This window comes from Saccharothrix espanaensis DSM 44229 (genome assembly GCF_000328705.1).
GTDB lineage: Bacteria > Actinomycetota > Actinomycetes > Mycobacteriales > Pseudonocardiaceae > Actinosynnema > Actinosynnema espanaense.
In genome coordinates, this window is the sequence record NC_019673.1 from 7,070,627 (window position 1) to 7,092,673 (window position 22,047).

Below are 22,047 nucleotides of genomic sequence, written 5' to 3' on the forward strand. Positions count from 1 at the left end.
CACAGGCTCACCAGGGTCCCGACATCGACGTGAGCCAGGTCGCCGCCGCGAGGCCGGGTCCGTGCGGCAGCGCGTCGCGCGGCCGGCGCAGCACGCCGACCAGCGTGATCGCGCTCGCGAGGGCGGCCGCCACCGGCAGCGCGAGCCAGGACACCGCCCCGAGCACCGCGCCCAGCGCCCCGGCCAGCTTCACGTCGCCCCCGCCGAGCGCCGCCGGCCGCCACCGGTGCACCGCGAAATGGACCCCGAAGAACACCAGACATCCGATGATTGACCGTTCCAGGTGCGCGCCGGCGAACCACAACACGACTGCGACCGCCGGGTACGCGGGCAGCGTCAAGGCGTTCGGCAGCCTGCCGTGACGGAGGTCCGTAGCCGCGACGAGCACCAACAGCCACGAGAGGAGCAACGGGACGGGTAACCAGCCATCTGGGGCGGGCACCGACGCGGTTATCGCCCACAGCGCGGCTGTAGGCAATGCGCACCACAGCCATCGGACGTTCGCACCACGCGGGATCGCGCGCAGCAGGCTCGCACCCAGGGTGCCGGCGACCAGGCCGGACAGCGGAATGACCATGGGCCCACCGTGCCCACCAGGCCGTTCGGAGCGCAAGAACGGGTTCGACCGGATGGTCCATCCGGTCGAACCCGTTCACGGGCGACGCTGCCCTGGTGTCAGGTCGTGCTCAGCGCTGCCTTCGTCGTGCGCGGCGCTGCCGTGAGGTCGTGCTCAGCGCTGCCAGGAGAACAGCGCGTCACCCGCCGCGACCGGGCCGGGTTCGGCCAGGTCGAGCAGGGCGTCGGCCGTCGCGTCCAGCGCGATGACCGGGCAGATCGGGGCGAACCCGGCCGCTTCCACCTCGGCCGGGTCCCAGGTCACGACCGGCTGCCCGGCCCGCACGACCTCGCCCTTGACCACGTGCAGGGTGAAGCCCTCACCCTTGCGCTTCACCGTGTCGATGCCCAGGTGCACCAGCACCGCGGCACCGTCGCCGGTGGCCACCACGAACGCGTGCGGGTGCAGCGTCACCACCGTCCCGTCCACCGGCGACACCACCTCCGCCGCCGCCCGGTCGGGTTCCACGGCGATGCCGGGCCCCACCATGGCCTGCGAGAACACCGGGTCCGGCACCTCGGTGAGCGCCACCAGCCGGCCGCTGACCGGGCTCGTCACGCGCAACGTCACAGCAGGTCCTCGATGTCGCTCGCGATCGTGTCCGCCTCCGGGCCGACCACGACCTGGACGACGTTGCCCGACCGCATCACACCGTGCGCACCGGCCGACTTGAGCAGCTTCTCGTCCACCAGACTGCCGTCGGTCAGCTCACAGCGCAGGCGCGTGATGCACGGCTCGATCTCCACGATGTTGTCCGCTCCGCCGAGCCCGGCGAGGATCTGCTCCGCCTTGTCGTCAGCCACTTCAAGTCCTCTCTCGACACCTGGGGTGCGGGTGCCACCGCTCGGGCACGGTCCCGTAACGGCGGTTGACACCCGCTTGGCGCGCGGAGCATCCTCCCCGCACCAACTGGTCTAGACCGGAAAGTACCAATCCCGGTCAGGCTTCGCGAGCACCGGGGAGGTGTCATGAACCGCAACGAGATCGTGGACGGGCCCAAGCCCAAGCACGCCCAGCTCAGGGACATCCTGCGGCGCATGGCGGAGCAGGAACTCCCGCCGGGCTCGCCGATCCCGTCCGAACGCGACCTCGCGCAGCAGTACCGGGTGTCCCGGATCACGGTGCGCGCCGCGGTCGGGCAGCTCGTCGCCGAGGGTCTGCTGACCAGGGCGAAGGGGCGCGGCACGTTCACCGCGCGCCGGCGGATGGACGTCCAGCTCTACCTGGAGTCCTTCACCGACGACATGCGGCGGCGCGGCCTGACCCCCACCACCGAGGTACACCGGTGCGCCGACGAGGTCCCGCCGCCGGCGGCGGCGACCGCGCTCGGCGTGCCGCCGCACGAACCCGCGTGCCACCTCGTCCGCCTGCGCCTGGCGGACGGCGTGCCGCTGGCCGTGGAGCGCGGCTGGTACCACCCGAGGATCGTGCCCGAACTGCACCGGCACGACCTCACCGGCTCGCTCTACACGCTCCTGGCCGACACTTACGGCGTGCAGCTCGACCACGCCCGGCAGACCGTGTGGGCCGAAGGCGCCGACCCGGAGACGGCGCGGCTGCTCGGCATCAGGACCGGCGGCCCGCTCCTCGTCTTCCGACGGGTCACCAGCTCCGCCGGCCGCCCCGTGGAGGACATGACGTCCTGGTACCGGGGCGATCTCTACCAGGTGACCATGCAATTGGACCGGACCGACCCGGATTCCGGCCATTATTTCTCCGCCAAGGGAGGTAACCCATGAGCGCCAGCGCCCCACAGGCGGTCGGCGGTCGTGACATCAAGGGACTCGCCACGTTGCAGCGGTTCGGTCGCAGCCTCATGCTGCCGATCGCCGCGCTGCCCGTGGCCGGTCTCCTGGCCCGCCTGGGCCAGCCCGACCTGCTCGGCAAGGACGGGTTGGGCTGGGACAAGGTCGCGGCGGTCATCGGCAACGCCGGCGACGCGATCCTCGGCAACCTGCCGCTGCTGTTCGCGGTCGGCATCGCGATCGGCTTCGCCCGCAAGGGTGACGGTTCCACGGCGCTGGCCGCGGTCGTCGGCTACGTGGTGATGCAGGGCGTCTTCAAGGCGATGTCGCCGCTGGTCCTGGAGATGCCGACCGACCCCCTCGCGAAAGCGCCGCTGATCGACTACCGGGTGCTCGGCGGCATCGTGGTGGGTCTGATCACCGCCTTGCTGTGGCAGAAGTACCACCGCATCAAGCTGCCGCCGTACCTGGCGTTCTTCGGCGGTCGCCGGTTCGTGCCGATCCTGGTCGCGACCGTCATGCTCGTGGTCGGCGTCCTGCTCGGCCTGATCTACCCGTGGTTCAACAGCGGCATCACCGCCATCGGTGAGGCCGTGACCGGCAGCACGGTGATCGGCGCGGGCCTGTTCGGCGTGGTCAACCGCCTGCTCATCCCGCTCGGCCTGCACCACATCATCAACAACGTGGTGTGGTTCCAGTTCGGCGAGTACACCGACGCCGCCGGCAAGGTCGTCCACGGCGACATCCCGCGCTTCCTGGCCCACGACCCGACCGCGGGCACGTTCCAGACCGGCTTCTTCCCGATCATGATGTTCGCGCTGCCCGCCGCCGCCCTGGCGATCGTGCACACGGCACGTCCGGCGCAGAAGAAGCTCATCGCCGGCATCATGGGCTCGGCCGCGCTCACCGCGTTCATCACCGGTGTCACCGAGCCGCTGGAATTCGCGTTCATGTTCGTCGCGTGGCCGCTGTACATCATCCACGCGATCCTCACCGGCACCTCGCTGGCGATCACCAACGCGCTGGGCATCCACGACGGCTTCTCGTTCTCCGCTGGTGCCATCGACATGGCGCTCAACTGGGGCATCGCGACCAAGCCGTGGCTGCTGGTCCTCGTCGGCCTGGTCTACGCGGTGATCTACTACTTCGTGTTCCGCTTCGTGATCGCCAAGTGGAACCTGCGGACGCCGGGTCGTGACGACGACGAGGACCCGGAGGCCGACCCCAGCGTCGTGGAGACCGACGCCGCGGAGACGAAGGAAACCCGGGGCCGGGGCGCAGCACAGCCCTGACCGCGAGAAGCACACACGAAAGGGACGGATCATGCCTGAGCGACGGGTCACCGTGGCGAGCAAGGTCGGACTGCACGCACGCCCGGCCGCACTGCTGGCGAAGGCGGCCGCGGGCCAGCCGGTCAAGGTCACCATCCGCAAGCAGGACGGCGAACCGGTGGAGGCGGGCAGCGTGCTGGGGCTGATGACCCTCGGCGCGATGCACGGGGACGAGGTCGTGCTGGCCGCGGAGGGCGAAGGCGCGGACGACGCGCTGGAGGCCATCGCGTCCCTCATCGCCTCGGACCTCGACGAAGGCTGATCCGAGCGACCGAGGAAGGGCCCTGCTCACGGGAGACGCGAGCAGGGCCCTTCCCGTTTTTCCCCCGATCGTGTGCACTTCGCCACTGCCGCAACGGATGCTCGGGACGGTGTCGGACAGCGCGAAGCCGAGCGTCTTCCGGCTCGACGGCAACCGGGCCGCTCGCCGTCGAGTCGGCCGGCGACGCCTGTTTCAGTCCCCCAGGGGTAAGGGCAGGACGTTGTCCGTCGCGGCGCGCAGCGCGGCGCGCATCGCCGCGCGGGGCGCGGGGTGGCCGGTGAACTGCTCGGACTGGCCGAAAGCCTGGTGCAGCAACATGTCCAGGCCCGTGGCCAGCGTTCGGCCGCGCTTCTCCACGGCGTGGGCCAACGGCGTGGGCCACGGGTGGTAGATCACGTCCAGCACGCACGGCGACTCGGCCAGCGCCGACGCGATCGGCTCCGTCGCCGACGGGGGCACCGTGCTCACCAGCACGTCCGAGGACGCCGCCAGCGCCGCGAAGTCCGTGGTGTCCCAGGACGTCACCGACAACGACACCCCGGCCCGCGAGGCGCACTCCCGGGCCTCCGCCGCCCGCGCGGCCGAGCGCACGACGAGCGCGACCTCCGTCACCCCCACCGACGCCAGCGCGACGAGCGCCGCCGTGGCCGTGCCGCCCGCGCCCAGCAGCACCGCGCGCGACCCGCCGACGAACCCGCAGGCCGCGCGCAACGCGCCCAGCACGCCGTCCACATCGGTGCAGTCCGCGTGCCAACCACCGGGCAGTCGACCACCGGGCAGCTGACCGCCGGGCACCGGTACCAGGGTGTTCGCCGCGCCGACCAGGGTGGCGCGGGGCGTCGCGGACGACGCCACGGCCAGCGCCGCGCGCTTGCCCGGCATCGTCACCGACAGCCCGGCCCAGGACGCGTCCAGACCGGCCACCAGCGCCGGCACCCCCGCCTCGTCGCACTCGACCCGGGTGTAGGTCCAGTCCAGCCCGAGCGCCTCGAACGCGGCGTTGTGCAGCACCGGCGACAGCGAGTGCGACACCGGCGAGCCGATCACGGCGGCCTGGCGGGACATCGTCAGAAGACGCCTTCCTCGCGCGCCTTGTCGGCCAGCCGGTTGTGCTCGTCCAGGTTGTCCGAGAAGCACGACGTGCCGTCCTTCTGGCACTTCACGAAGTACTGCCACGGCCCCTGCTCGGGGCTGATCGCGGCGGCGATCGCCTCGCGGCTCGGCGAACCGATCGGCGTCGGCGTCAGGCCCTTGTTCTTGTAGGTGTTGTACGGCCCGGACCGGTCGCGGTCCTCGTCGCTGGTGGTCACGATCGGCCGGTCCAGCTTGTAGTTGACCGTCGAGTCGAACTGGAGCTCCTGGTCGACCGACAGGCGCTTGTAGATGACCCGGGAGATCTTCCCGAAGTCCTTCTCCAAGCCCTCCTTCTCGATCAGCGACGCGATGGTGAGCACCTCGTAGGGCCGGAACCCGGTGTTCTTGGTGCCCGCCGGGATGCCGTAGCCCTGCAACCGGGCGTTCGACGTCTCGATCACGCTCTTGATCAGCTCGGGGGCCGACGCGCCGGGCTTGAGGTGGTACAGGCCCCGGGTGATCAGGCCCTCCAGCCGGTTCTCCTTGGGCGCGCGGGCGAAGTCGACCTGCGCCCAGTCCGGGATGCCCAGGGCGGCGGCGTCCGCGTTGTCCGCGGCGTCGCGCAGCTCCTGCGCCGTGACGCACTTCTTGACGCCGTCCAGCTCCGCGCACGAGGCGTCGGCCAGCATGGACAGGATGCCCTTGGTGACGCTCTTGCCGTCCGGCGAGGTGATGTCGTGCAGGACGTTGCCGCCCTTGACCTCCAGCGGGACGACCTTGGCCTTGGGGTCGGTCATCCGGTCCACCGCGGTCTGCCCGGACATCTTGGTCTTCATCAGGTAGAAGCCGGGCTGGATGGCGGTGAGCCCGGTGTTCTCCTTGCCGGCCTCGATGAAGGCGCGCGCGCTGGCCACCACGCCCTGCTCCTTGAGCGTGTTCGCGATGGCCGAGACCAGGTCGCCGTCCTTGACCTCGACCACCACGTCGGCCTCGCCCGCGCCCGGGAAGTCCTCGTAGGAGCCGATGCCGCTGAGCACCTGGTACCCGTAGTACGCGCCACCGCCACCGACGACCAGGATGAGCGCGACCACGACCCACAGGATCGTCTTCTTGCGCCTGCGCTTGCTGCGAGCCGCGGCCTTGGCACCGCGGGGGCGTTCGTCGTGGTGCACGTCCTGTTCGCTGAACAACCCGAGGTCGTCGCTCACGTGCGGTCCTTAGCTCCGGGGGCCTGTTCCTCGTCGGCGGAACGGGCCACGTTTCGTGCCCGTGCGTCCAGCCAGGACTGGAGGATCTCGACCGCGGCAGCCTGGTCCACGACAGCACGTTGCTTCTTGCCTCGCACCCCCCGCTCGGCCAGCACCCGGCTCGCGGTGACCGTGGTCAACCGCTCGTCCTGGAGCCGCACCGGGACCGCGACGCGCGCGGCCAACGCCGCAGCGTACGCGGTCGCCGCCGCCGCTGCCGGCCCGTGTCGCCCGGACAGGGTACGGGGCAGGCCGACCACGACCTCCACGACCTCGTGCTCGGCGACGAGTCCGGCCAGGTCCGCGAGGTCCCGGCCGGTCTTCTCGTCCCGGGCCAGGGTAACCAGGGGGGTCGCCAGGAAGGCGCCCGGGTCGCTCAGCGCGACGCCCACCCGCACCGCTCCGACGTCGACGCCCAGCCTCCGACCGAGGCCGGGATCGTCGACGCCGGGACGGTCAGCGCTGGTCAACGGCGCGGTCCACCTCGGCCCGCACGGCGGCCAGGGCCTGGTCGATCCCGGCCGGGTCGGTGCCGCCGCCCTGGGCCAGGTCCGGCTTGCCGCCGCCGCGACCGTCCACGGCCGGGGCGAACGCGGGCACCAGCTTGCCGGCGGCCAGCCCCAGCGAGCGGGCGGCGTTCGTGGTGGCCACCACGAAGCTCACCTTGTCGCCGTCCGGGGCGAACAGCGCCACCACGCCGGCCTTCTCGCCGAGCCGGTTGCGCACCTCGCCCGCCAGCGTCCGCACGTCGCCGGCGGCGATGCCCTCGGGCAGCCGCACCGCGACGACGGCCACGCCGCGCACGTCGAGGGCCTGCTCGGCCAGCGACCCGGCGGAGGACAGCAGCTGGGCGGCGCGCACCCGCTCCAGTTCCTTCTCGGCCGCCCGCAGCCGCTCGACCAGGGCTTCCACCCGGGCGGGCACCTCGGCGTCGGGCACCTTGAGCAGCGTGGCGACGTTCTGCACCAGGGCCCGCTCGCGGGCCAGGTACTGGAACGCCTCGATGCCGACGTAGGCCTCCAGCCGGCGCACGCCCGAGCCCACCGACGACTCGCCGATCACGGTGATCGGGCCGATCTGGGAGGAGTGCTCGACGTGCGTGCCACCGCACAGCTCGCGCGACCACTCGCCGCCGATCTCGACCACCCGGACGGTGTCGTCGTAGGTCTCGCCGAACAGGGCGACCGCGCCCATCTCCTGGGCCTCGCCCATGTCGGTGTAGACCACGCTGACCGGCAGGTCCCGGCGCACGGCCAGGTTGGAGACCTCTTCGATCTCGCTGCGGGTGGACTCGGAAAGACCACCCGTCCAGGCGAAGTCCAGCCGCAGGTAGCCGGGCTTGTTGTAGGAGCCGCTCTGGAGAGCGGACGGGCCGAGCACCTGGCGCAGGGCGGCGTGCACGACGTGCGTGCCCGAGTGGCCCTGCCGCGCGCCGACCCGCCACTCCGGGTCGACCCGGGCCTCGACCCGCTCACCCTCGGCGATCTCGCCGGAGAGCACCCGCACCTGGTGCACCCACAGCTTGCGGGCCACCTTCTGGACGTCCACGACCTCCAGCTCGGCGCTGCCGGACACGATGGTGCCGGCGTCGCTCTCCTGGCCGCCGGACTCGGCGTAGAGCGGCGTGCGGTCCAGCACGACCTCGACGATCTCGCCCTCGCGGGCCGAGCGCACCCGCTTGCCCTCGCGCACGATGCCGCGCAGCGTGGCCTCGGAGGCCAGCTCCTGGTAGCCGGTGAACTCGGTGGCCCCGAGGTCGAGCAGCTCCCGGTAGACGGTCTGGTCGCCGTGGCCGGTCTTCTTGCCGGCGGCGTCGGCCTTGGCGCGGGCGCGCTGCTCGGCCATCAGCTTGCGGAAGCCGTCCTCGTCCACGGTCAGGCCCGCCTCGGCGGCCATCTCCAGGGTGAGGTCGATCGGGAAGCCGTACGTGTCGTGCAGCTGGAAGGCCTTGTCGCCGGGCAGCGTGGCCCGGCCCTCGGCCTTGACCTCGCCCGCGGCGGTCCCGAAGATCCGCTCGCCGGCCTCCAGGGTGCGCAGGAAGGTGTCCTCCTCCGCCTTGAGCACCTGGGCGATCCGCGGGAACCCGCTGACCAGCTCCGGGTAGGTCGGGCCCATGGCGTCGCGGACCAGCTCGGCGAACCGGACCAGCACCGGCTGGTCGATGCCGAGCAGGCGGGCCGAGCGGACGATCCGGCGCAGCAGCCGGCGCAGCACGTAGCCGCGGGCCTCGTTGCCGGGGGTGACGCCGTCGCCGACGATCAGCACGCCGCTGCGGGCGTGGTCGGCGATGACCCGGAAGCGGACGTCGTCCACCGGGTCGACGCCGTACTTGCGCCCCGACAGCTCCTCGGCCGCGCGGATCACCGGGAGCACCAGGTCGGTCTCGTAGACGTTGTCCACGCCCTGGAGCAGGAACGCGACCCGCTCGATGCCCATGCCGGTGTCGATGTTCCGGCTGGGCAGCGAGCCGATCGGCGGGTGGCCGAGCTTGGGGCTGAGCTCGCCGCGCTCGTCCTGCATGAAGACCAGGTTCCAGATCTCCAGGTACCGGTCCTCGTCGACGACCGGGCCGCCCTCCGCGCCGAAGGCCGGGCCGCGGTCGTAGTAGATCTCCGAGCACGGGCCACCGGGGCCGGGCACGCCCATGTCCCAGTAGTTGTCCTTGCCGTCACGGCGCTGGATGCGCTCGTCGGGCAGGTCGGCGACCTTCTTCCAGAGCTCGATGGCCTCGTCGTCGTCCAGGTAGACGGTGACCCAGATCCGCTCCGGGTCGAAGCCGTAGCCGCCGTCGTCCTGGGACTTGGTGATCAGCTCCCAGGCCAGCCGGATGGCCTCTTCCTTGAAGTAGTCGCCGAAGGAGAAGTTGCCGGCCATCTGGAAGAACGTGTTGTGCCGGGTGGTCTTGCCGACCTCGTCGATGTCCGGCGTGCGCACGCACTTCTGGATGCTCGTGGCGCGCTTGTACGGCGGCGGGGCCTCGCCCAGGAAGTAGGGCTTGAACGGCACCATGCCGGCGTTGACGAACAGCAGGTTCGGGTCGTCCAGGATGAGCGAGGCGCTGGGCACGTAGGTGTGGCCGGCGTTCTCGAAGTGCTCGCGGAAGCGCTTGATGATCTCGTGGGTCTGCACGGGTTGTTCCTCGGGTGCGAAGTGGGTTCGGGCGCGGTGAGGCGGGCGACCTCTAGTAGCGGTCGCCCGCCCTGCGCGCTCGCCGACCCGGCGTCTGGCCCGTCTGACGCTCCACGGTGTCGTGCAACTCCTGCTCGCGCTCGGACATCCCGGCGCGGACCTCCGCGCCGAACGACCCGAGCGCGCCGGCCAGCTCCCGCAGGCCCTCGCCGACGTTCGCGCCGATGCCCGCCGGGGTGGCGGCGTGCGCGGCCTGGCCCGCCTTGCGGGTGGCGAACACGCCGGCCGCGATGCCCAGGCCGAACCAGAACAGCCGCCTCATCGCCGGCCTCGCCGGGAGTGCTTCTTCGGCGACTGGCCGGCGCCGCGGCGGGCCCGGATGGCCTTGCCCACGCCGTAGGACAGCGCCGCGGCCTTCACCAGCGGGCCGCCCAGGGTGGCGGTGAACAGCGAGGTCAGCGCCGAGACGTTGCCGGTGACCGCGCGCGCGTTGGCGGTGATCCCGTCCACCCGCTCCAGCTGCGTGTTCACGTGCGAGATCGTGGTGTTCGCGCCGGTGAAGAGCGGGTCGCTGTTCTGGTGCGCCTTGCGGATGGCGATGGTGGCCTCGTCCAGCGTGCGGCCCAGCTTGATCAGCGGGATGGCCAGCAGGATCACCAGCAGCACGAACGCGCCGGCGGCGACCAGCGCGGCGATCTGCCCTGGCGACACGGATCCTCCTGAGAGCTTGCTGGGCGTTGGGGTGTCCAAGGTTACCGTGCGTCGCCCGAATGACGTCTGGTGGATATCGGTTGCGGCTGCCGGAGCCCCTGATCCACTTGTGAGAATTACTCGGATGACCGATGACCAGCGCCGATTCGGTGCCGTAGCGTGATCTTCGCTGTTGGGACCCCCACCAGAGGAGGAACGGCATGGCTCAGGAGAACGAAGCGTACGAGGCCCCGTCCAGCGGTCTGCTGCTCAGCGCGCAGGCGCTGACCGGCGCGGTCGACCGCGGCAAGGCCAACGGTGCCCTCGACGACACCGACGGTGGCCAGGACAAGTGACCTTCTCCACCCTGGCTGGCCTCGTCGCACCGAGCGGGGCCAGCCAGTTCTTCGACGCGGTGCAGGGCCGGACCCACCAGCGGTTCCCCGGCCGGGCGGGGCGGTTCGCCGACCTGCTGCCGTGGTCGGAGGTCAACCGGGTGCTGCGGCAGCACCCGTTGGAGCACCCCCGGCTCAGGCTCGCGCAGGGCGGCGAGGTCCTCCCCGCGCACACCTACACCGAGACCTCCGACACCGCGCCGGTCCCCCGGCTGTCACCCGCGGCGTTCACCGAGAAGATGCGCGGCGGCGCCACCCTGGTGATGGACGCCGTTCACGAACTGTTCGAACCGGTCGGCGAGCTGGCCGCGGCGCTGGAGCACGAGCTGCGCGAACGCGTCCGGGTGAACCTGTACGCGGGGTGGGGCGTCACGCACGGCTTCGACGTGCACTGGGACGACCACGACGTGATCATCGTCCAGGTCTCGGGGCGCAAGCGCTGGCGGCTGCACGGGTCGACCCGGCCCGCGCCGCTGCGCCGGGACGTGGAGCTGCCGCCCCGGCCGTCGACCGAGCCGCTCGACGACTTCGTGCTGGAGGACGGCGACGTCCTGTACGTGCCGCGCGGGCACTGGCACGACGTGTCCGCCGTCGGCGAGGAGTCGCTGCACCTGACCATCGGGTTCAACCGGGCGACCGGTGTCGACCTGGTCTCGTGGCTGGCCGACCAGCTGCGGGCCGAAGAGGCTTTCCGCACCGACCTGCCGCGGTTCGCGAGCAGGGCGGAGCAGGAGGCGCACGCCGCCGTGCTCAGGGCCAAGCTCACCGACCTGCTGGACGCCGGCGTGGTCGCGCGGTTCCTGGCCGACCGGGACGCGCAGGCCCCGGCCCTCCCGCACGTCGGGCTGCCGTGGACGGCGACCCCCGGCCTGCTGCCGCCGGGTGACGAGGCCGAGGTCCGGTTGCTGACCCCGCGCGCGGTGCTTGCCGTCGGTCCGGAGACCGTGACGTTGGCCGCGGCGGGCAAGAGCCTGGTGTTCGCGGCGGCGGCGGGGCCGGTGCTGGAGGTGCTCGTGGGCAGTCCTCGCCACACGGTGAAGTCGCTGGTGGAAGCGGGTGCACCGACCCTCGATCGGGCGACCGTGCGAGCGTTGCTCGCAGAATTGGTCACACAAGGTGTGGTGGGACCGGAGTGATCCGGTAAGCTTAGGTATGCCTAACGTAAGTTCGGGTGGTCTGCCGGGGTGCGCGATCCTCACGCGCCAGCTCGGTGGCGACCCGGCCGGCACAGCGGCGCTCATGACGTCGTGGCTGCTCGTGGAGCAGCCCGGCCCGTGGCCCGCGGACGCGTTGGAGCAAACCCTGGCCGCGGTGTTCGAGCCGGGCCGGTTGGCCGGGCCGCGCGCCGCGGGTCTGCGGACGCTGCTCATCCGGCGGCCCGGCAAGCACCGGCGCGCCGCCGACGCGCCCCGCACCGTCTACCTGGCCAGCGGCGTGCCCGGCAACCGGTGGCTGGAGCGGCTGGAGGTCGCCGACCTCGCCGAACTGGCCTCGCTCGACCTCGGCGCGCTGGCGGCCGGCATTCCCGGCCACGGCGAGCGGGTCGACGGGCCGCTGTTCCTGGTCTGCACGCACGGCACCAAGGACATGTGCTGCGCCGTGCTCGGCCGCCCGCTGGCGGGCGTGCTGGGCGAGAACCACCCCGGCCGGGCGTGGGAGGTCAGCCACGTCGGCGGCGACCGGTGGGCGGGCAACCTGCTGGTGGTGCCGGACGGCTTCCTGCACGGCCAGCTCGACCCGGGCGAGGCGGCGCTGGTGGCCAAGGCCGCGCTGAGCGGCCAGGTGCAGCCCGACCAGCTGCGCGGGCGCACCTCGGCACCGAGCGCGTGGACCCAGTACGCCGAGATCGCGGTGCGCAAGCACCTCGGGCTGCGCGGGCTGGACGCGGCGCTGGGCGTGGCCGAGCGGCCGATCGAGTCCGACGACGGCGAAGCGCGCGTGGTGACAGTGCAGGGCATGGACCACCTGTACGAGGTGACGGTGCACCGGGGTGCCGCGAGCGCGGCCGGCGACAGCCGCTGCTCCGGGCGGATCGCACCCCCCGCGTACACGGCCGGCACGATCAAGACCCTCGCCACCGCCTGACCTGCTTCGACGTGCCGTTCGGCGCGTGGCCCGGCCTGGGGGCAGGTGCGGGCGCGCTTCCCGGCAGGGGTGTCGCCCCGCCCGGGATCCCCGGCCGGACGGGACGACAGGTCCCTACCGGCGGGCCAGCGTGAGGTAGGCGAACCCCATGCTGGTCCGGTACCCCTTGAGCCACCCGTCGCGGTGGTCGTCCACGACCTTCGCGACCTCGGCGGCCTTCGGGTGGTCCGGGTTGGCCAGCAGCCAGCGCTCCCGCCCCGCGCACCAGCGCGACTCGAACGAGTCCCACTCGTCGCGGTTGGCCGTGGCCAGGTTGAGCAGCCGGTAGCCCGCCGCCATGGCGACCTCCACCAGCTCGTCCACCGCGAAGAACTCCTCGCGGGGGAAGATCTCCAGGGCGCGCGCGTTCGGCTCGCTGTCCCAGATGCCGTCGCCGAGCAGCAACCGGCCACCGGGCTTGAGGCGGGTGTGCATGGCCTCCAGTGTCCCCCGCGTGCCGCCCCAGGCGTGGGACGCACCGATCGACACGACCACATCCGCCGGTTCGGCCGCGTACGCGGTGACGTCGGCGCGTTCCAGCCGGACCCGTCCGGTCAGGCCGCGCGCGGCAATGTTCGCGGTGCCGCGGTCGATGGCGTACTCGTCGTCGTCCACGCCCAGGCCGGTCGCGCCCGGCGCGTGCTCGACGGTGCGCAGCAGGAACTCCGCCCAGCCGCAGCCGTAGTCCACGACGGTCGCGCCGTCGAGCGGACCGAGGGTGCCGATCAGGTCGTAGGACTTGCCGTCCGACAAGGGCGAGTTGAAGTCGAGGTAGGCATGGCCGTTGGCCGGAGCATCGATCACGGCGCACACCGTCGCAGATGCGCTGGTGATCGGCACCCGGTTTTTCGCCGGCGGCCTGCTCATGACCGCCTGCGCCCGGCTGCTTGCTCGTGGCGGCCTACTCCTGGCCCCGGATGACGCGGCGGAGCTTGGGCAGGCGCTCGGCGATGTAGCGCTCGGTGCCCCGGCCGGTCGGCTCGTAGTAGTCGCGGCCGACGAGGTCGTCCGGCGGGTACTGCTGGGTGAGCACGCCCTCGGGCACGTTGTGCGGGTACCGGTAGCCCTTCGCGTGGCCGAGCTGCTCCGCGCCCACGTAGTGCCCGTCCCGCAGGTGCGCCGGCACCGTGCCGACCGCGCCTCGGCGCACGTCGGTCATGGCTGCGCCGATCGCCGTGGTCACCGCGTTGGACTTGGGCGCGGTGGCCAGGTGCACGGTCGCGTGCGCCAGGTTCAGCGCGCACTCGGGCAGCCCGATCAGCTGCACGGCCTGCGCGGCGGCGACCGCGGTCTGCAACGCGGTCGGGTCGGCCATGCCGACGTCCTCGCTGGCGTGGATCACCAGCCGCCGCGCGATGAACCTCGGGTCCTCCCCCGCCTCGATCATCCGGGCCAGGTAGTGCAGCGCCGCGTCGACGTCCGAACCCCGGATGGACTTGATGAACGCGCTGGTCACGTCGTAGTGCTGGTCACCCTGCCGGTCGTAGCGCACGGCCGCGCGGTCGACCGTGGCCTCCAGCGTGGCCAGGTCCAGCGACCCGCCGGGGGCGACCGCGTCGGCGGCGGCCTCCAGCGCGGTCAGGGCGCGCCGCGCGTCCCCGCCGGCCAGCCGGACCAGGTGGTCCTCGGCGTCCTGGTCGACGGTGATCGCGCCGGCCAGGCCCCGCTCGTCGGCGACCGCGCGGCGGACCAGCGCGCGCACGTCGTCGTCGCCGAGCGGGCGGAGCTGGAGCACCAGGGAGCGGGACAGCAGCGGCGCGACGACCGAGAAGAACGGGTTCTCCGTGGTCGCCGCGACCAGCAGCACGATCCGGTCCTCGACCGCGCCGAGCAGGGCGTCCTGCTGGGTCTTGGAGAACCGGTGCACCTCGTCGATGAACAGCACGGTCGACTCGCCGGAGCGGACCAGCCGGCGGCGGGCCTCGTCGATGACCGCGCGGACCTCCTTCACACCGGCGCTGAGCGCGCTCAACGCGGCGAACCGGCGGCCGGTGGCCTGGGAGACGAGCGTGGCCAGGGTGGTCTTGCCGGTGCCGGGCGGGCCGTAGAGCATGACCGACGCGGGCGAGGAGCCCTCCACGAGCCGGCGCAGCGGCGCGCCGGGCCCCAGCAGGTGGCCCTGGCCGACCACCTCGTCCAGCGTGCGCGGGCGCATCCGCACGGCCAGCGGCGCGTTGGCCGCGATCCGCTCCGCGCGCTCCTCCTCGGGCACGCCGAACAAGCCCTCGTCGAACAGCCTTTCGTTCACCTGTTCGACTGTAGTCGCCCCGTGCACTCCCGCTGTCCCAGCGTGCAGCGCCGGTTCCCCCGCCGGTCCGCGCGGGCCAGGGTTGGCGGCATGAGCAGGCTGAGTCCGGAGCAGATCGCCCGGCACGCGCACGACGCGGGGTTCCGGGGCGAGGACCTGACGATCGCGGTGGCGGTCGCGCTGGCCGAGTCCGGCGGCGACCCGCGCGCCCACAACCCGAGACCGCCGGACGACTCGTACGGGCTGTGGCAGATCAACATGCTGGGGTCGCTGGGCCCGGCGCGGCGGCGTGAGCTGGGGCTCTCGTCGGACCGCGAGCTGTTCGACCCCCGGGAGAACGCCAAGGCGGCCAACCGGATCTCCGGCGACGGCCGGTCGTGGACCCCGTGGTCGACCTACACCAACGGCGCGTACCGCAAGCACCTGGACGAGGCTCGGCGAGGCGTGAAGGCGTTGGGGCGCACCAACTCCGGCGGCGGCTCCGGCGGCGGTTCAGGCGGGCGCGGCGGGTCGGGCGGCGGGTTCTCGGTCGACGTGGGGGTGTTGCGCGACTACGCGCGGCGCACCCAGAACACCGCCGACGACCTGACCGCGTTGGGCCGCACGCACGTCCGCGAGGTCCGGGAGATCGCCGAGGACAGCTTCGGCGCGGTCGGGAAGCAGTCCGGCTTCGCCACCGCCCTCGACGGGTTCGGCGCGGCGCTGCGCAAGCAGGTCAAGGCCGTCGCGCACAACACCGACGCGCTGGCCGCGTCGGCGGCCAAGTCCGCGCGGGCCTACCGCGACCAGGACGACGACACCGCCCGCTCGCTGAGCTGAAGGATCCGCCGTGGACACGAAAGCCGCCGCGCGGCACTTCGCGGAGAGCATGATCGGGCACCGCAACGCCCTGGCGGGCAAGGCGGAGGACGCCGTCAAGGTCCAGTACGCCCTGCACCAGACCGCGACCGGGCTCACCGACCAGCACGACGACCACGTCAAGGCGTCCAAGACCGTGCTGGAGCACTGGAAGGGCACCCAGTCGGAGGGGTTCGAGAAGCGCTCCGGCAGGCTCGGCCGGCAGCTGCGGGTCACCGCCGACGCGGCCCGCGACGCGGAGCAGGTCGTCGCCGGGGTGAGCGCCGCGCTGACCACCGGGCACACCAGGGCGCGGCAGGCCGTGGACGAGTACCTGGAACGGGCCACCCGCCTGCTCGACGCGGGCGTCGCCGTCGGGACCCGGGCGGCGCTGCTGAAGGCCGTCGCCGCCGCCGCGGACCTGGAACCCCGCTACACCAAGGAAACCGCTGCGGCGCTGCGGCGCGCGCGGGACGAGATGGAGGATGCGGCACGTCGGCTGCGCGCGTTGGAGAAGGAGGTCGAGCACGACGGCGTGGCCGACGCGCGGACGCACCCCACCAAGCCCGCCAAGGCACGGGAACGGGGCCGCGCCCGCACGATCGTCTCCGCCGCCCGGCGCGAGCTGGGCGTGCGGGAGAACCCGCCGGGCAGCAACCGCAACCCGTACGGCCCGACCGCCGCGTGGTGCTCGTCGTTCGCGACCTCCATGTGGCGCAAGGCGGGCGTGGACATCCCGCTGCTGCCGTTCACCGGTGACGTGTTCCGCTGGGGGCAGCGCAACGGCAAGGCGTACACCAAGCTCGGCGACGTGCGCCCCGGTGACGTGCTGCTGTTCGGCACCGGACCGCAGAGCACCGCGACCAGCAAGCACATCGGGATCGTGGAGAAGGTCTCCGGCGGCACGGTGACCCTGATCGAGGGCAACTCCGGCGACGCCGTGCGGCGCAACACCCATCAGCTCAGCTCGGCCACGTTCTACGGAGGGGTGCACCCGTGATCAGCGCGCACGCGCACGACCCGGACCGGGGTGTCGCGGTGGAGGTGGGGCCGGGCGGCGCGCTGCGCGACCTGACCCTGGACGCCCGCGCCCTGCGGCTGGGCCCCGACCTGGCCCGCGCCGTCCTCGACCTGGTCGACGAGGCCACCGCCAAGGCCAACGCGCGGGCCGCCGGGGCGCTCGGCGACCTGGCCGACCTCGGCCTGGGCGTGCCGGACCGGCGGGCCGACGAGGTCGAGGACACCACCCCGACGACGTGGAGGGTCTGATGCTGGGCGAACAGCTGGACGCGATCCGTGCGACGGCGTCCGACGGCGGTGTGACGGTGACCGTGGACCTGCACGGCAAGCCGGTGGGGCTGGAGTTCGCGCGGGAGGCGTTCGCCCGGACGCCGTCGGCGCTCGCGGAGGCCGTGCGGCGGCTGGCCGACCGAGCGGCGGCCGATGCGCTGGCGCAGGGCATGGCCGTGCTGACCGACGTGCTGCCCGCCGGTCTGATCGGTGATCGGTGATCGGTGACGACCCGACCGCCGTGCCAACTCAGGAGATGACCCAGCAGATGACCCAGGAGATGACCACCCGACCGGCGCGGAGCCGGAGCGGGTCTAGGCGACGCCGGCGAGCAGTTCGGACAGCCGGCGGGTGAGCCGGGCGCCGTCCGCCGGGGTGACCAGCACCCACGGGTCGCCCGCCGAGGTCTCGGTGGCCATCGCGTACCGGCCGGCGGTGGTGTCGGTCCAGCTCAGGATCTCCGAGCGGCCGCCCGGACCGGTGCACGCGACCTGGCCGGCGGCGACCCGGCCGGACTCGGCCAGGGTGCTGATCGCGCGGGTCGCCCGCCCGGTCACCCCGCCGGCCGCCAGCGCGCGTTCCAGCCCGAGGTGGCCGGACTCCGCGTAGCCGCGCATCGCGGCGGAGAACACCGCGCGCGGCAACCGCACCTGCTCGCCCGGCCCCGGCACGCCGTCGCCGATCACCCGCGCCATCGCCGCGACGGCGTCGGTGATCGGCTCCAGCGCGACCTCCCGGTCGTCGAGCACCGCGAGCACGCCGCGCGGGCCCCGCACCGACGCCAGCACCCGCCACGGCCGCGGCCGGAACACCAGGGCGTCGACGGACAGCGTGCTGCCGGTCAGGTGGCCGAACAGGTCCTCCAGCTCGGGCGCGGGGCCGCCGTCCTCGGCCAGGCCCGCCGACGCCAGCGCGTGGAACACGTCCACGCCCAGGTCCGCGCGCTCCTCGGCGGTCCCGCCGTGCGAGTCGACCTCCAGCGGGTACGGCGGGTCGCCCACCCCCAGGTCCTCCCACAGCAGGTCGAACTCCAGGTGCGACAGGACGACCGCGGTCGCCGAACGACGTGCCATGCGGGCCGAAGATAGCGGGTGAGGTGGACCGGGTCCGGGCCCGCCGGCCTTACCCTGGCCGGCGTGGACCTCGCCAACGGCCTGCTCACGGTGCGCGCGTCGGGTGCGGCGGCGGCCCGTGCGGCGCTGAACGGCACGTCGGGCCCGCCCGAGCACATCCAGCTGCTGATGGGCTGCGCGGTGCCGCGCGGGCTGCCGCACAGCGGCGCGGAGCTTCGGTTTCCCGATTGCTCGCTGCACGTGCTGCCCGGCGTGGTGCTGCTGACCGTCGCCGAGGCGAAGCTGACCGTCGGGTTCACCGAGCTCAAACCCCTGATGTTCCAACCGGTCCCGGTCGAGGCGGCGCTGCGCTCGGTGTTCGCCGGGGCGATCGCGCACGTCCTGGCCGCCGCGCACGTGCTGGACCCGCACGGCCTGTCGCACCACCTGCTCGGGCTGGCCGAGCTGGTGCTGCGCAGCGCGTTGAAGGCCGAGCTGGACCGGGTCGACGCGCTGGTCGCCCGCCGCCGCGAGGCGCTGGACTACATCCGCGACCACCTGGCCGACCCGAACCTGGGCGCCGACGTCGTGGCCGGTGCCCTGCACATCTCCCGCCGCCGCCTCTACCAGCTCTTCGACGACGGGCAGGGGGTGTCCGAGCGGATCCGGGGGCTGCGGGTGGACCGGGCCAAGGCGCTGCTGGCCGACCCGGCCAAGGCCGGACGGGGCATCGGCGAGATCGCCAGGGACTGCGGTTTCGTCAGCGCCGCGCACTTCTCCCGGACGTTCCGCCAGGTGGTCGGCCGGACGCCGAGCGAGTTCCGCGGCCGGTGAGCCCCGGGTCGTCGAACTCGATCCCGGACACGAACCGCCCGGCCAGGCCCGCGACGTCCAGCCAGCCCCGCCCGGTGGGCGAGTGCAGGGTGAACACCGCGACCCTCGGGTGCGCCGGGTCGGTCACCACGACCTGGAGCTGCGCGCCGGTCCCGGTCACCGGGATGCGTTCCACGATCACCACCGGGCAGCCGGTCGCCGTCACGCCTCTGGTCACGTCGCGGATGGCCGGCCCGTCGAGCCGGACGCCGAGATCGGGGTCGACCGGCCGGTCCACCGGCACCACGCCCGCCATCAGCAGCGCCGGGTCCGCGCCCGGGTGCTCGACCACGGCCAGCAGGCCGCAGCCCGGCCGGTGCGCCAGCTCCGCGGCCTGCGTCGCGGAGACCTCCAGGCCGGGGTCGCGGGTGCCCTTGATCCGGCGCAGCACCGCGAGCAGGTCCGCCGCGGTGCGCTCCGGGGAGCCGAGTGCCACCGGGGTCACCCCCGGCACGGGAGCCAGTCTCACCCGAGGCCCGCCGCGAACGCCTCGGCCGCGCCGCGCCCGGCGGCCGGTCCGGCGGGCCCGAGCAGCACCGACGCCAGTTCCGCGGTGAGCGCGGAGAAGTCGGCGAGGGTGTCCGCCAGCGCCGTGGACGGCTCCTCCGAGCGCAGCCGCTCGGCGACCCGCCGCGCCTCGGCGTGGTGGTCGCGGGCCAGCAGGCGGGCCTCCTCCAGCACCTCGTCCAACCGGCGGGCTATCCCGTCGTGCCGGGCCGTCACCGCCGCGTGCGCCTCGCCGTGGGCGGGGGTGAACGAGGCCAGCGCGGCGCAGCGGTCGACCTCGTCGGCGGCCTCGGCCAGCTCCCGGCGCAGCGCGGTGGCCCGCCGGTCCAGGTCCTCGGCCCGCCGCTGGTTGCCCAGCAGGGTGCCGGCCCAGGCGTCGAGCACCTCCGCCGCGGCCCGCATCGCGCGCCGCACCGCCGTCAACTCCGACACCACCGCCTCCAACCGGGTCCGGAACCCCTCCGCCGCCGCTCCTTCCCAGCCGACCGGGACACCGGGCACGGGCACGTCGAACGCGCAGCGCGCGGCGGCCGCCGCGACGGCACCGGCGTTGCCCGGCGCGGGGTCGAACCCGAGGCCCCGGTAGTCAGCCATGGTCGAGCTCGTCGGCCCGCCGGTAGGTCTCGCCGGTCGCCCGCACCTCGTCGGCGAGCACGCCGAAGTCCAGGCCCCGCACGGTGTCCGCCCACTCGGCGAACAGCCCGGAGACCGCCTCGGACACCCCTTCCGGGCCCAGGTCGCCGACCGGTTCGGCCAGCCCGGACAGCGCGGCGCGCAGGTCGTCGCCGGTGTCGGCGAGCCGGTTCGCGAAGCCCGCCAGCTCGTCCGGGTCGACCCGGAAGCCGCTCATTCGCCGAGCACCGGCGGGAACGCGGGCGGCAGGTCGTCGAGCAGGTCCAGGCCGTTGTCGTAGCGGTTGCGGTGCTCCAGGTCCTCGTCCCGGTTGCCCGGCGCGGCCGGCGGGAACATCCCGTACCCGCCCTGCCCGCCGGCGGTCACCGGCACGACACCGCCGCGCGCCGCGGCACCGCCGGGCACCGCGCCGATCACGCCCGACGAGCCGCCGGGACCGACCGGGCCGAACCCGGTGCCGTAGCCGCCGGAACCGGGGGCGAACCCGCCGTGCCCGCCGGGCGAGCCGGCCGCGTAGCCGCCGGGCACCGCCGAACCGCCGGGCAGGCCCGGGATGCCGAACCCGGCAGGACCGCCGGCCGCCGCGACCGCCGTGGTGTCCGTCGGCCGCGCGCCGGGCACGAGACCGGGCTCAGGCGTGGGCGTGGGCCCGGTAGCGGGTGGAGCCGGCGGGACGGGCGGGGTCGGCGGCTGGGGCGGGGCCTCCGGTCGGACGGGCGGCGGGCGGTGGTCGGGCTCGACCTTCGTGCCCGCGGGGGCGTCGTCGAACAGCGGCAGGCGGTCGTGCTCGTCGCGGCTGGCCTGCTCGTAGGCGTCCATCACCCGCACGGCCTCGGCCTTGGCCGCCCGCTGCTCCTTCTTGGACGGCAGGTGGTCGTCCAGCAGCTGGTCGGCCAGGTACGCGCCCTGCGGGCCGTCCAGGGTGGTCACGTCGTAGCCGTCGCGGAACCACCGCTCGGCGTCCGGGTGCACGGGCACGGGCATCCGCCGGGCCGCCTCGTCCACGGCGTGCGTGTACCCGCCCATCCCGCCGCCGACCTGGTAGGCGCGCTGGGACACCTCGGTCGCCCACTCGGTCAACCGGGACACCGACCCGGCGGCGGCCGAGGAGGACGGGCCGTGCCAGGACTCGACCAGCTTGCGGACCAGCTTCCCGACGTCCTCGGTGGCCTCGGCCACGTCCCGGGCGAGCACCTGCCACTCGTGCGTGCGCCGGCCCATCCGGCCCAGGTCGGCGGACTTGACCATGTCCCACAGCTCGCGGTGGCTGTAGGCGTCCCAGTTGATCTTGCCGAACCGGTCCAGCCGCCGGTTGGCCTTCTTGCGGGCGGAGACCTGGCGCTGGGCCCGGCGCTGCTTCCGGGTGGGCGGGTGGTCGTCGGAGTGCAGCCGGTGCCGGCGCTCCTGCCAGGGCGGGAGGGCGTTCACAGCTTCCTCATCCCCTCGGCCGCGGCCTCGTCCTCGGCGCGGTGGGTGCTGCCGACCTGGCGCAGCGCGGCGCGCAACGCGCCCAGCTCGTCCAGGTAGGACCGCAGCGACGACTGCACACCGCCGTCCTGGCCGCTGCCGCGCAGCCCGAACGCCCGGCGCATGTGCAGCGCGACCGGGCCCTTGCCGTCACCGAAGTGGTCGGCCAGGACGTCGGCGCGGCGCAGGTGCTCGCCCAGGGTGTCGTGCAGCTCGTCCAGTGTGGTGAGGGCGGCGTCGAGTTCGTCGAAGTCGAGCGCGATGCGGTCGCCGTCCTGCGCCACGATCGGCGTCGCGCCGGCCGTCGTGGGCGCGGCGACCCGGGGCGGCGGCGCGGGTCGTCCCCGCCGCTCGCGATCGAGCTCGTCGCGCAACCGCCGGGCGTCCTCGATGCCGCGCACCCTCTCCATGACGCACATCGTGGCGGGCGCGGCGCGCGGCGACCAGACCGGGTGCACAACGGGAGCAGGACGGGTGCACGCACGGACAAACACGAGGTCGCGTCGGGTATGCGGGACGTGCGAGAA

28 protein-coding genes are annotated in these 22,047 nt (G+C 73.5%); 11 read left to right on the forward strand and 17 right to left on the reverse strand.

Annotated elements, in window-relative coordinates; translation table 11 throughout:
• Positions 1-7: 7 nt before the first annotated feature.
• The 3 genes from BN6_RS30495 to BN6_RS30505 all read right to left on the reverse strand — a co-directional run bounded on the left by BN6_RS30495 (position 8) and on the right by BN6_RS30505 (position 1,419).
• A complete protein-coding gene (locus tag BN6_RS30495) occupies positions 8-577 on the reverse strand; it encodes a prepilin peptidase (RefSeq protein WP_041314599.1) in 570 nt (189 codons plus the stop codon).
• Between the two features lie 153 nt (positions 578-730).
• On the reverse strand, positions 731-1,186 hold the full coding sequence (locus BN6_RS30500) for a PTS sugar transporter subunit IIA (RefSeq protein WP_015103689.1): 456 nt from the start codon (positions 1,184-1,186) through the stop codon (positions 731-733).
• A complete protein-coding gene (locus BN6_RS30505) occupies positions 1,183-1,419 on the reverse strand; it encodes a glucose PTS transporter subunit EIIB (protein ID WP_015103690.1) in 237 nt (78 codons plus the stop codon). The genes BN6_RS30500 and BN6_RS30505 overlap by 4 nt, the downstream gene beginning before the upstream one ends.
• A 165-nt stretch (positions 1,420-1,584) precedes the next feature.
• Here BN6_RS30505 and BN6_RS30510 point away from each other — a divergent pair, with 165 nt between their 5' ends.
• The 3 genes from BN6_RS30510 to BN6_RS30520 are packed head-to-tail and all read left to right on the forward strand — an operon-like array spanning position 1,585 to position 3,954.
• Entirely contained in the window at positions 1,585-2,355 is a 771-nt protein-coding gene (locus BN6_RS30510) for a GntR family transcriptional regulator (protein WP_015103691.1), read from the forward strand.
• Positions 2,352-3,653 (forward strand): PTS transporter subunit EIIC, encoded by a 1,302-nt coding sequence (locus BN6_RS30515; protein WP_015103692.1) that lies wholly within the window; start codon positions 2,352-2,354, stop codon positions 3,651-3,653. The genes BN6_RS30510 and BN6_RS30515 overlap by 4 nt, the downstream gene beginning before the upstream one ends.
• A gap of 31 nt (positions 3,654-3,684) precedes the next feature.
• On the forward strand, positions 3,685-3,954 hold the full coding sequence (locus BN6_RS30520; protein ID WP_015103693.1) for an HPr family phosphocarrier protein: 270 nt from the start codon (positions 3,685-3,687) through the stop codon (positions 3,952-3,954).
• Positions 3,955-4,146: 192 nt separating this feature from the next.
• Here BN6_RS30520 and BN6_RS30525 read toward each other — a convergent pair whose 3' ends face one another.
• The 6 genes from BN6_RS30525 to BN6_RS30550 are packed head-to-tail and all read right to left on the reverse strand — an operon-like array spanning position 4,147 to position 10,115.
• Positions 4,147-5,019: a shikimate dehydrogenase gene (locus BN6_RS30525; RefSeq protein ID WP_041314604.1), complete on the reverse strand. Its 873-nt coding sequence runs from the start codon at positions 5,017-5,019 to the stop codon at positions 4,147-4,149.
• 2 nt (positions 5,020-5,021) lie between these two features.
• The gene (gene mltG / locus BN6_RS30530) at positions 5,022-6,236 is read right to left on the reverse strand and encodes an endolytic transglycosylase MltG (RefSeq protein WP_015103695.1); all 1,215 of its coding nucleotides are present in this window, start codon (positions 6,234-6,236) and stop codon (positions 5,022-5,024) included.
• The gene (ruvX, locus tag BN6_RS30535; RefSeq protein WP_015103696.1) at positions 6,233-6,745 is read right to left on the reverse strand and encodes a Holliday junction resolvase RuvX; all 513 of its coding nucleotides are present in this window, start codon (positions 6,743-6,745) and stop codon (positions 6,233-6,235) included. The genes mltG and ruvX overlap by 4 nt, the downstream gene beginning before the upstream one ends.
• A complete protein-coding gene (gene alaS / locus BN6_RS30540; RefSeq protein ID WP_015103697.1) occupies positions 6,732-9,404 on the reverse strand; it encodes an alanine--tRNA ligase in 2,673 nt (890 codons plus the stop codon). Before alaS ends, ruvX begins: the two co-directional genes overlap by 14 nt.
• A 52-nt stretch (positions 9,405-9,456) precedes the next feature.
• Positions 9,457-9,726: a hypothetical protein gene (locus BN6_RS30545; protein WP_015103698.1), complete on the reverse strand. Its 270-nt coding sequence runs from the start codon at positions 9,724-9,726 to the stop codon at positions 9,457-9,459.
• Positions 9,723-10,115 (reverse strand): DUF948 domain-containing protein, encoded by a 393-nt coding sequence (locus BN6_RS30550; RefSeq protein ID WP_015103699.1) that lies wholly within the window; start codon positions 10,113-10,115, stop codon positions 9,723-9,725. The genes BN6_RS30545 and BN6_RS30550 overlap by 4 nt, the downstream gene beginning before the upstream one ends.
• A gap of 200 nt (positions 10,116-10,315) precedes the next feature.
• Here BN6_RS30550 and BN6_RS49820 point away from each other — a divergent pair, with 200 nt between their 5' ends.
• Genes BN6_RS49820 through BN6_RS30560 form a run of 3 tightly spaced genes read left to right on the forward strand, consistent with a single transcriptional unit; the run spans position 10,316 to position 12,574 of the window.
• Positions 10,316-10,450 (forward strand): hypothetical protein, encoded by a 135-nt coding sequence (locus BN6_RS49820; protein WP_015103700.1) that lies wholly within the window; start codon positions 10,316-10,318, stop codon positions 10,448-10,450.
• Positions 10,447-11,625 carry a cupin domain-containing protein gene (locus BN6_RS30555; protein WP_015103701.1) on the forward strand — a complete coding sequence of 393 codons (1,179 nt, stop codon included), beginning with the start codon at positions 10,447-10,449 and terminating at the stop codon, positions 11,623-11,625. The genes BN6_RS49820 and BN6_RS30555 overlap by 4 nt, the downstream gene beginning before the upstream one ends.
• A 16-nt stretch (positions 11,626-11,641) precedes the next feature.
• Positions 11,642-12,574 (forward strand): sucrase ferredoxin, encoded by a 933-nt coding sequence (locus BN6_RS30560; RefSeq protein WP_041314609.1) that lies wholly within the window; start codon positions 11,642-11,644, stop codon positions 12,572-12,574.
• A 114-nt stretch (positions 12,575-12,688) separates the two neighbouring features.
• Here the strand turns inward: BN6_RS30560 and BN6_RS30565 are convergent, their stop codons facing one another.
• On the reverse strand, positions 12,689-13,417 hold the full coding sequence (locus BN6_RS30565; protein ID WP_063641973.1) for an SAM-dependent methyltransferase: 729 nt from the start codon (positions 13,415-13,417) through the stop codon (positions 12,689-12,691).
• Between the two features lie 97 nt (positions 13,418-13,514).
• Positions 13,515-14,861: a replication-associated recombination protein A gene (locus tag BN6_RS30570; protein WP_041314612.1), complete on the reverse strand. Its 1,347-nt coding sequence runs from the start codon at positions 14,859-14,861 to the stop codon at positions 13,515-13,517.
• 90 nt (positions 14,862-14,951) lie between these two features.
• Here BN6_RS30570 and BN6_RS30575 point away from each other — a divergent pair, with 90 nt between their 5' ends.
• From BN6_RS30575 to BN6_RS30590, 4 genes are read left to right on the forward strand one after another with little or no spacing between them, the layout of a single operon-like run.
• Entirely contained in the window at positions 14,952-15,680 is a 729-nt protein-coding gene (locus tag BN6_RS30575) for a type VII secretion target (protein WP_015103705.1), read from the forward strand.
• A 10-nt stretch (positions 15,681-15,690) separates the two neighbouring features.
• A complete protein-coding gene (locus BN6_RS30580) occupies positions 15,691-16,698 on the forward strand; it encodes a CHAP domain-containing protein (RefSeq protein WP_015103706.1) in 1,008 nt (335 codons plus the stop codon).
• Positions 16,695-16,967: a hypothetical protein gene (locus BN6_RS30585; RefSeq protein ID WP_015103707.1), complete on the forward strand. Its 273-nt coding sequence runs from the start codon at positions 16,695-16,697 to the stop codon at positions 16,965-16,967. The genes BN6_RS30580 and BN6_RS30585 overlap by 4 nt, the downstream gene beginning before the upstream one ends.
• Positions 16,967-17,209: a hypothetical protein gene (locus BN6_RS30590; RefSeq protein ID WP_015103708.1), complete on the forward strand. Its 243-nt coding sequence runs from the start codon at positions 16,967-16,969 to the stop codon at positions 17,207-17,209. The genes BN6_RS30585 and BN6_RS30590 overlap by 1 nt, the downstream gene beginning before the upstream one ends.
• Before the next feature lie 93 nt (positions 17,210-17,302).
• Here BN6_RS30590 and BN6_RS30595 read toward each other — a convergent pair whose 3' ends face one another.
• Positions 17,303-18,061 (reverse strand): ESX secretion-associated protein EspG, encoded by a 759-nt coding sequence (locus BN6_RS30595; RefSeq protein WP_015103709.1) that lies wholly within the window; start codon positions 18,059-18,061, stop codon positions 17,303-17,305.
• 63 nt (positions 18,062-18,124) lie between these two features.
• On the opposite strand from BN6_RS30595, the gene BN6_RS30600 reads away from it, so the two are divergent.
• Positions 18,125-18,874 carry a helix-turn-helix transcriptional regulator gene (locus BN6_RS30600; RefSeq protein WP_231904796.1) on the forward strand — a complete coding sequence of 250 codons (750 nt, stop codon included), beginning with the start codon at positions 18,125-18,127 and terminating at the stop codon, positions 18,872-18,874.
• Here the strand turns inward: BN6_RS30600 and BN6_RS30605 are convergent.
• The 5 genes from BN6_RS30605 to BN6_RS30625 are packed head-to-tail and all read right to left on the reverse strand — an operon-like array spanning position 18,801 to position 21,930.
• The gene (locus BN6_RS30605) at positions 18,801-19,349 is read right to left on the reverse strand and encodes a hypothetical protein (protein WP_197540211.1); all 549 of its coding nucleotides are present in this window, start codon (positions 19,347-19,349) and stop codon (positions 18,801-18,803) included. The two genes, BN6_RS30600 and BN6_RS30605, sit on opposite strands and share 74 nt — an antisense overlap.
• Positions 19,350-19,378: 29 nt before the next feature.
• Positions 19,379-20,014, reverse strand: a complete 636-nt coding sequence (locus BN6_RS30610) for a hypothetical protein (RefSeq protein ID WP_015103712.1) — start codon at positions 20,012-20,014, stop codon at positions 19,379-19,381.
• Positions 20,007-20,270 carry a WXG100 family type VII secretion target gene (locus tag BN6_RS30615; protein WP_015103713.1) on the reverse strand — a complete coding sequence of 88 codons (264 nt, stop codon included), beginning with the start codon at positions 20,268-20,270 and terminating at the stop codon, positions 20,007-20,009. The genes BN6_RS30610 and BN6_RS30615 overlap by 8 nt, the downstream gene beginning before the upstream one ends.
• Positions 20,267-21,481: a PPE domain-containing protein gene (locus BN6_RS49825; RefSeq protein ID WP_015103714.1), complete on the reverse strand. Its 1,215-nt coding sequence runs from the start codon at positions 21,479-21,481 to the stop codon at positions 20,267-20,269. Before BN6_RS49825 ends, BN6_RS30615 begins: the two co-directional genes overlap by 4 nt.
• Entirely contained in the window at positions 21,478-21,930 is a 453-nt protein-coding gene (locus tag BN6_RS30625; protein WP_051075799.1) for a hypothetical protein, read from the reverse strand. Before BN6_RS30625 ends, BN6_RS49825 begins: the two co-directional genes overlap by 4 nt.
• Between the last annotated feature and the right edge of the window lie 117 nt (positions 21,931-22,047).